Origin of the sequence: Parabacteroides sp. AF48-14 (assembly GCF_003477465.1) — a bacterium.
Lineage (GTDB): Bacteria > Bacteroidota > Bacteroidia > Bacteroidales > Tannerellaceae > Parabacteroides > Parabacteroides acidifaciens.
The window spans coordinates 46464-54603 of the sequence record NZ_QUDI01000037.1; the positions used below are offsets into that span (position 1 = coordinate 46464).

Annotated in this window: 6 protein-coding genes and 1 pseudogene; all 7 read left to right on the forward strand. The window is 41.6% G+C overall.

Features of this window, described 5'->3' with window-relative positions:
* Positions 1-20: 20 nt before the first annotated feature.
* A complete protein-coding gene (locus DW083_RS16490) occupies positions 21-917 on the forward strand; it encodes a hypothetical protein (protein ID WP_147382151.1) in 897 nt (298 codons plus the stop codon).
* Complete coding sequence (locus DW083_RS16495; protein WP_122333129.1) at positions 914-4063, forward strand: hypothetical protein; 3150 nt, start codon at positions 914-916, stop codon at positions 4061-4063. The genes DW083_RS16490 and DW083_RS16495 overlap by 4 nt, the downstream gene beginning before the upstream one ends.
* Before the next feature lie 23 nt (positions 4064-4086).
* Complete coding sequence (locus DW083_RS16500) at positions 4087-4365, forward strand: hypothetical protein (RefSeq protein WP_122333130.1); 279 nt, start codon at positions 4087-4089, stop codon at positions 4363-4365.
* A gap of 2 nt (positions 4366-4367) precedes the next feature.
* Positions 4368-4658: a hypothetical protein gene (locus DW083_RS16505; RefSeq protein ID WP_122333131.1), complete on the forward strand. Its 291-nt coding sequence runs from the start codon at positions 4368-4370 to the stop codon at positions 4656-4658.
* A gap of 3 nt (positions 4659-4661) precedes the next feature.
* A complete protein-coding gene (locus tag DW083_RS16510; protein WP_122333132.1) occupies positions 4662-7238 on the forward strand; it encodes a hypothetical protein in 2577 nt (858 codons plus the stop codon).
* 17 nt (positions 7239-7255) lie between these two features.
* Positions 7256-7675: a DUF1566 domain-containing protein gene (locus DW083_RS22030; protein WP_147382152.1), complete on the forward strand. Its 420-nt coding sequence runs from the start codon at positions 7256-7258 to the stop codon at positions 7673-7675.
* 11 nt (positions 7676-7686) lie between these two features.
* A pseudogene (locus DW083_RS16515) lies at positions 7687-8140 on the forward strand (hypothetical protein); the annotation flags it as partial.

Below are 8140 nucleotides of genomic sequence, written 5' to 3' on the forward strand. Positions count from 1 at the left end.
CTTTTTGTATGTATAAGCGTATGATAAATATAAGCAGTGTATCTCCTTTGATTTTCGACGTTGAAAGTAACGGCTTTGAACATTCTATTGATTATGTTCAGAAGTTTGCCAGGGAAGATATACCGATCCTTGTACAGATAGTGGATGTCCCTAATAAAACATTTTCTATGTCTCTTGTAGATTTATACAATGGTACTATATATCCGGTATCTCCTCAAAAACACGATATCAACGAATATAATACGCTGTATGAGTTTACGATAAACCCTTCTAATGGCACGTATCAGGCTACAATATCTGACGGCAAAAGCGACAAGGCAGTCAGTATTCCTTTCTGCGTACATGATGCATCCTTGACTCCTGATACCATACAAGTAGAATACACTAATACGAATAATCAACAAGCTTTTGGTGCTGTTTTCGATGTATCCGGAACAATGCGGACATTCAGAATGCGCGTTGAAGGCGGAGTGAAGTCAGATGGCCGACAGCTTGCGGTAGAGAACGAGCAGTTTAGGACGCAGAGACAAGAACCGATAAACCTGTATTCTGTCCCTTATGAGAAAAAAACGCTTACAATAGGCGATAATGAAGGCGTTCCGTTTGAAATAGCCCGTCTTTTGAATAATATATTTTGCCTGTCTTCGGTAAAGATCAATGGCGTTTCTTATACAAGAAGCGAATCGAGCATACCGGAACAACAGGCTATTGCAGAAAGATACCCTCAATTCAACTATACAATGACTGTGGAATGCTCCGAGAATGTATCCTATAACGGCTTTACCGAATATCCGGATGGTTCGGGTATTGTTGGTGAGGTCAGCTTGAATGTCTCGAATGCTAAAGATGGTCAGGTCCTTGTATTTGATGGAAATGAGGGAAGTTTTGTTAACCAATCACATCTTGATTCACTATGAGTAGAAAGAAGTTAACAAAACGGATTTGGTACGGATCGGAAACGGCTATTGACAGTGAAGGAAAGACGGTTGCCGCTGCTCCTGTTGTTGCTGTAAATGATGGTTCGGAAGATTGGGAGTTGAACGGATTGGTCAGAGGAGAATTGTATCTCAATGATAACCCTTATGACCCTGCATTGTTCTGTCTGGGAAGCGATAATCTCGTAAAGAGAATAGGCGGTACAGGATCAGGAAGCGGAGAAATTGTAAATGTGGATGTTGATTTGAAGGAAGGGGTTGGTATTGACATCAAAAAAGATATGGCCGGGGAGATTGTAACTTTTACTATTTCCCATGAAAAAACTTCGACGGCTAAATCAACATCAAATTTTGATGATTTATTCGTTCAGAATATAGGCATAGATGATCTTGGCCATGTTACGTCTATAGAGAGTGCAAGGCTTGCTACTTATCTTGATGAGAGGTATCTAAGAAAGGATATCGACGACACTGCGCATGGCAATATACTATTCGATAAGAAGATCGGCTCATCCATTTTTATTGATGACTGGGAAGGAAAGGGCTGGGAGATCACGGCCCCGGGAGCGGCCACGTTAGACTCACTTCGTGTAAGAAGTGATATACTCGTCGGTAATAGTGTGAGTTCTCCTTCGTTTGCATCTGGATTTGCAGGATGGGGGGTGGAAGTTGACATCTCGACTGCAACGGCAGAGATGGACAACTTGTTTGTCCGTAAGACATTTACAGCATACGAAATCGTTTATTCGCAGATATACGGCCTTGGTGGTAGTCAGATTGTTTCTGATCTGAACAAGATTGCCCGCGTGGAAGTGATGGTGGACCGATATCGTTGTTATATGGACGATATGGACGGGCTAATGCTTATGAACTTACGCAAAGGTGACGGTGTACGAATCCAGACGCGTACCGGAACGACAAGTATCAAGTATCTTATGGGGCGTTGTATCGGTGTTGATAGCGATTACTTTGATATTGCCATCCCTCTACTTGAAGGCACTGGACAGCCGGAAGCCGGAGACTTTGCTATGCGCTGGGGTAATGATGAAGACACAGACCGTCAAGGATTGATCTATCTCACTACTGCCGACAGCGGTGCTCCTTTCATTGATGTATATGACGGGATTACCGGTGTCAGTACAGAAGGCAAGTTGAAAGCTCGTCTTGGGCATCTTACTGGTATCAGAACGCAAAGAGGCGATCAGCTGTCGGGTTATGGTGCTTATCTAAATGGCATATATATCGAAAATTCAACTATGATCCTTCAAAATGGAGATACAATCGATCAGACTTTCATAGCCATGAACGGCAAGTTTGAAAGCCTTATTGACGGTATCCGTAACGATATCTCGGCCGAAGGTGGCAATATCCTTGTTAATTCATCATTTAGCCAGAATACTAATTACTGGACGGCCGCAAACAATGTCCATTTCATCAACATTGGGGGTGAATACTTATGGATGGACGGTAGTTTCTACGTTGAAAAAGACCAGGTCGCCGATATCTACAATGATAACGGTAGAAACGTTCTGCGTATAAGAAACACGTATATCCTTCAGCAGAACGGCATAATGAACATACCGGATCATACTGAAGGAGAAGAGAAGACATATTCTTTTTCGCTGTTTTGTAAAGTGCTTCGTGCCGGTTCATGCGGGTTTGGTATCCCCGGAACGGACCTGTATCACGAAGAGCAATTACCGGTAAGCGACAGCTACCAAAAGATTTCTAAGGTTGGCAAATGGGACGGGACTGGAAATTTTGAACTTCGGTTTACGGGGGAAATCTTAATCTATGGTGTAGGGTTGTTCTCTGATGAGATAGCCGATGCGATTATAAAATTGCAGACGGATTTTCAGCAAACAGAAGAATATATCAAGCTATTAGCAACCAAAGATTATGTAGACAGCGAGACAGAGCAAGTATATATACACTATGACAGCCAGTTGCAAATTACGGCCGAACAGATGTCGGGTATTTCGACGAAGGTGGATAATATCAACAATACGATAGAATCTTCTGGATGGATAACCGAGGCACAAGGTACGACTCTATTCGCGAAAAAGGACATGGAGAACGGAAGTTCGATTGTGAATGCTATCAACGTAGGCACAAGCGGTATATTGATCCAAGCAAATAGGGTAAATTTAAATGGTGCGGTTTCGTTTTCTATGCTATCAGATTATAATACAGTCAATAATCGGATAAGTTCAGCTCAAAACACAGCAAATAATGCAGCATATGATGCTCTGGACGCTTGGAATAAGGCTGTTTCGGCAGCATCTTCAGCTTCAACGGCAAATACAAATGCCACTAATGCACAAAAAGCGGCAGATGAAGCTGCAAAAAAAGCTGTAGAAGCATTGACTCAGGCTGGTGCTATTCCAAGCTGGGCAAAGGAGTCTTCTGTAATTGAAGCCATGAAATCAAGTGGGTTTATATTAGGGGGATATCTTAATGTTCAATATGCTACCATTAATGAAATACAAGCGGTAAAGGGAACCGTCGGAGGGTGGTATATTGGAAATTCATCTCTATCTAATTCAAGCAATGGGCAAGGATCGGGCACAATCTCTGGTGCAAGTTTTGATATGTATAGTACTACTTACCCCGGCACTAATTTTTTGCACATGAATCCGGCTGCATCGACAATTTTAGCAATTAGAGCCGACAATAAGACTGGTCTAAGCATAAGTAGTAGTAATGTAACTGGGACTTGCTTATCATTATCTGCTCAAACAGGGAGTGCCGCTGTTCATGCCGCCGGCGGTGCGAGCTGGTATCAGAGATCTGGAGAAACCTGGAATATGCCTGGTGTCCTGGGCGTCGCTTATTACATGAATAGTGGAACGTCAGGTAGCATGACTAAAGTATGGGGAGAAGGGATTGTCTGGGGACGCTGTACAAGAAATGGAACAGGCAATTATACTGTAGCTTTTACAAGAAATAGTAATACAGATATAGACTATATGCCTATTATAGGGGGATATAATAATTTCTATGGTTCATTCTGCATAACGAATAAAACAAGCAGTACGTCTTTCACATTTCAAGCGGTAGCTACTAACGGAGATGCTCACGATGCGCAGTTCTATATAGTAATGGTAGGTAGGAATAGATTAACTTAATTAACAATATAAAACAAAGGATTATGAAACAGGTGAATTTTAAAGAATTAAATGTAGAAGTGGATATTGATAGTTTCCAAAAAAGGGATGTTCGCAATCTTGTCGGAAATTCATTACATCGTCAAGCCGAAACTGTACCTATCTCAGAGTTGGCAAAAAAGATTTATTATTCTGATGGAATCGTGGAAATTTCAGATGAAGATTACGACGTAATGATTCCATTTTTACGATTATCAATCAAAAAGTTCATTGTCGATTCAATAGTGAAAGCTGCGGAAGAATCAGAAAATAAGGAGGAATAAACATGGATGTATCAAGGGATATGCGTACAAGAGAAGGCAGTAACACTGTTGCTGGATGTGAAATATCGTATTCGATAATTCAGCGTACAAATGAAGAGCCTTCTAATGTTTCAGTCTCCATTAAAACAAAATTCGGTGGAGAAAATATTGGCAATGCACAGTTTTATAAAGACGGGAAGGTTTATATTTCTTTGCCTGGTTCGGCTTTCATAAATTATACAAACGTAAAGGAAATCATTAATACAATACTTGATGATGTCATAAGCGTATTTAACGAATCAAAAACAGAATAAATTATGTCAGTAGGAGATATCATCATACCAGATAATACAATCACACCGGAAATCATGCAGCAAATCGCAGCTGCAGTAAATGATTTGCTTTCCACGACCGCAAAAGATCCTGGGCAGTATGAAGAGGTTCAATCCCTCACGGGTATCTCCTCGCTGCCGGTGTTTCAAGTTCTTGGCAACACGTATAAACTTGTGCGTGTTGCAGTATCGGTTCTTAAGGGTGTCGATGGGCGTGAAGTGTCATTGCAAGTCACGAAGGATTACATCCAATGGCGTTATACGGACGGCAATTGGCAAAATCTAATCGCTATCGCAGACTTGAAAGGCGCTGCCGGTGAAACGCCGGTCTTCCGTACCGGTTCTTCCGGCATTGAATGGAAATACGTTTCCGAACCGGATACTGCTTACAGGTCTTTAGTTTCTTACGATGTTCTGAAACTGAAGTTTTCCGACTTAACGACAGAACAGATACAAGAATTTTGGGAGGCAATACCGGCTGATCTTATTACTCTGTTTCAAAAACCAGCCACAGATGCCGCCGCAGAGGTCCGTAACGAAATGGATCAAATCTCCGAAGCAGCATCAATCGCTATCAATAACGCAAATGATGCTGCAGCAAACGCAAATAAAGCAGCAGAGAACGTCCAGGACGGAGTAGATGGCAAAACCCCTGTTTTAGAATCTGTCAGTGCCATATCAGGAGAAACCCCTTCCGGTAGTTTTTCCCAAGTCGGTGTTGATGAAAGCGGCAATCCCAAATACATCCTTAACCTTACCTTACCAAAAGGAAAGAACGGTCAACCAGCTGTCTTCGAAGCTGGGACTACAACGACATTAGCCCCTTCTGCCGAAGCATCAGTAGAAGTTGTGCCAAATGGGGAAACACCTAACGGCAATCCTAAGTATATATTGAACTTTTTTATCCCTCGTGGTGAAACAGGCTTGCCAGGTGCAGGATCGGGTAATGTCTCTGCTGAAGGGGCTGGACTTGTAGCCGGTAAGAAGTATTTTTTTGTACCTGATGCAAGTGATAGCACGTCTGGGCGCTTTGTCGAATATGTCGATGGACCGGGGTCGGGGATTGATGCAGATTTATTAGATGGGAAACAGGGATCTGATTATATGCTTGCGAAAGATGCGGGTAAATTTGTAAAGACTACTGGGGTTAATACTATTACTACTGATACAAATGATGTTAGCCTTAACATAAAAAATACAAATAATAATCCAAGGATACAGTTTGTTTATAAAGATACTGTTACTGGAACGATGGGTTCTGTCTCTCAATATTTAAAGGGTATCGGAATTACTAATAGAACTACTGGTGTTCAGTTTGGTTTACACGATACATATGGATTGTCAATATATGATACTGCTTATCGCAAAGTATGGCATGAGGCTAATGACGGTAGTGGTTCAGGTCTTGACGCTGATTTGTTAGATGGTAAGCAAGGATCAGAATATGCATTAAAGACCGAAATACCGGATGCTATACCTGATGCACCGGCTGATGGTAAGACGTATGGTCGGAAGAATGAGGCGTGGGTAGAGATAGTCGGAGAAGGTTCTGTCATTATTCCCGACAGCCTTGTTACCTTATTTATTCAAAATAAGGATAATATCCAAGCGATACCCTCTGATCAGATTCTTATGGCTTTAGGTGGGGAAGATTCATTTAATTCTATAGTTGATGGTGTTATTGCCAATCGCCCGGTCTTTGTGCAATATGATGTATCAGGAATGCCTATGTTCTTTCCTGTATCATCGATGTCTGGAATGATTGATGGTGTTAATATAGGTTTTGCAGTAAGCGTTAATATTGACCTGTCGGTAATAGGTATGCCTGTAGCTTCTCGTTTAAACATTATAATAAGGAAACAAGATGGAGAATACTACGCAGATGGAACGGTAGAAGTAGTTAATACTACCCCTAAAGCCGTATATTTAGATTTAACTCAGGCTTATGGTGCTGATGGCCATTTTTTAAATACTATTCCACAGTCATTTTATGATGAAATACAAGACGCTTATAATAATAAAATAACTTCGGGTTTGATGAAGGATGATGTAATTGTACCAATTAATATCATTAAAAATTCGGGCGAATACATAGTTAATAGCGCAATGACAATGTCATACGGCGGTGTTTCAAATGTTATAAAACTTGTGACACTGTACGTTTATTCAGATTTGAGTTTAGTTGGATATGAAGGGCTATCTACACTTATTATAGATGGAAATGGCACGGAAGCTCTAATGGATAATGGCGACTATAAAAGAGTTGTATTGCTCTCACCAGTAACGATGACTTCGTTAACGAATATACCGATTAGCACTTATTCGATTGCAGTTACACTGTCAGCCGCCAGCGCCTTATCATTTGCATCTACTCCGGCGGAAGGTTGGGAGTGCATGATCGACATCAAGAATAGTTCGTCGTCAAACATCACACAACCGCTCCCGAACGCATCTGGTTGGCAATGTGACGATACGAGTATAACGATCGCATCTGGTAAGATCGCATCTATCTCTGTAAGGTACATACATGGTACTTATGTGGTAATCGCTAAGGGTAATTAATTCAAAACGGGAAAGATATGAAACGGCGGATAGTATTAGGAGGTAGCAAGCTACAAGCTGGGGACTATTACAGAAAAAATGGTGTAGTGGTAGGCGTAATGATCAATGAGTCACAATATATTTCATTATCAGACCAAGCAAGCTCATATGTGAGTTATAGTTCTGCTACTTCTTTACAATCTTCTTACTCGATACAGGGGATAACAGGATGGAGAATGCCTACGAATGACGAATGGGGAGTTATTTATAGTAACAAGTCAATTATTAATAAAGCACTTAGTAATGTAGGATCTGTATTACAAAATGATTGGTACTGGACGTCCACTTATGGGAATATGGGATATGGTAGCGGTTATTATACCTGTAATTTTAAAGATGGAAGCTATTGGGCTCCTGGTAGCTCAAATTGCGTTAGGTTAATACATGATGTTGATTAAATATTAATGATATGATATACATACACAAAAACACAGGATTTTGGGAGCTTACAGATATACTCCCAGCTTCTTATAGGGTAGGGAGAACCCTCGAAGATTACGAACAAGGGGCGTACCTGGATCTTAGTGACGAACAAGCAGCTTTTCATGCCGAACACCCGGATGCGTCTCAGATGGAGGTCTGGAACATGGAGCTAACGCCGGAACCGGAACAACCGGTTGTGCCTGATCCCGAACCCGACGATCTGGCAATTGCCCGGCAAGCAAAGCTACAGGAGATCGCCGAGCAGGATGAGTTCAGTAATAAGTTCTTTGTGTCAGTCACACAAGGGGGAATAGAGGTTGCTAATCAGGAGTTGTGGATTGACAAGGATTTGCGCAACTCCCTATACAGTATCACGCTCCCGGCATTACAGTCGGACGGTGAAACAAAGACAAAGCTCTGGACGACCGGAACGCCGCCGC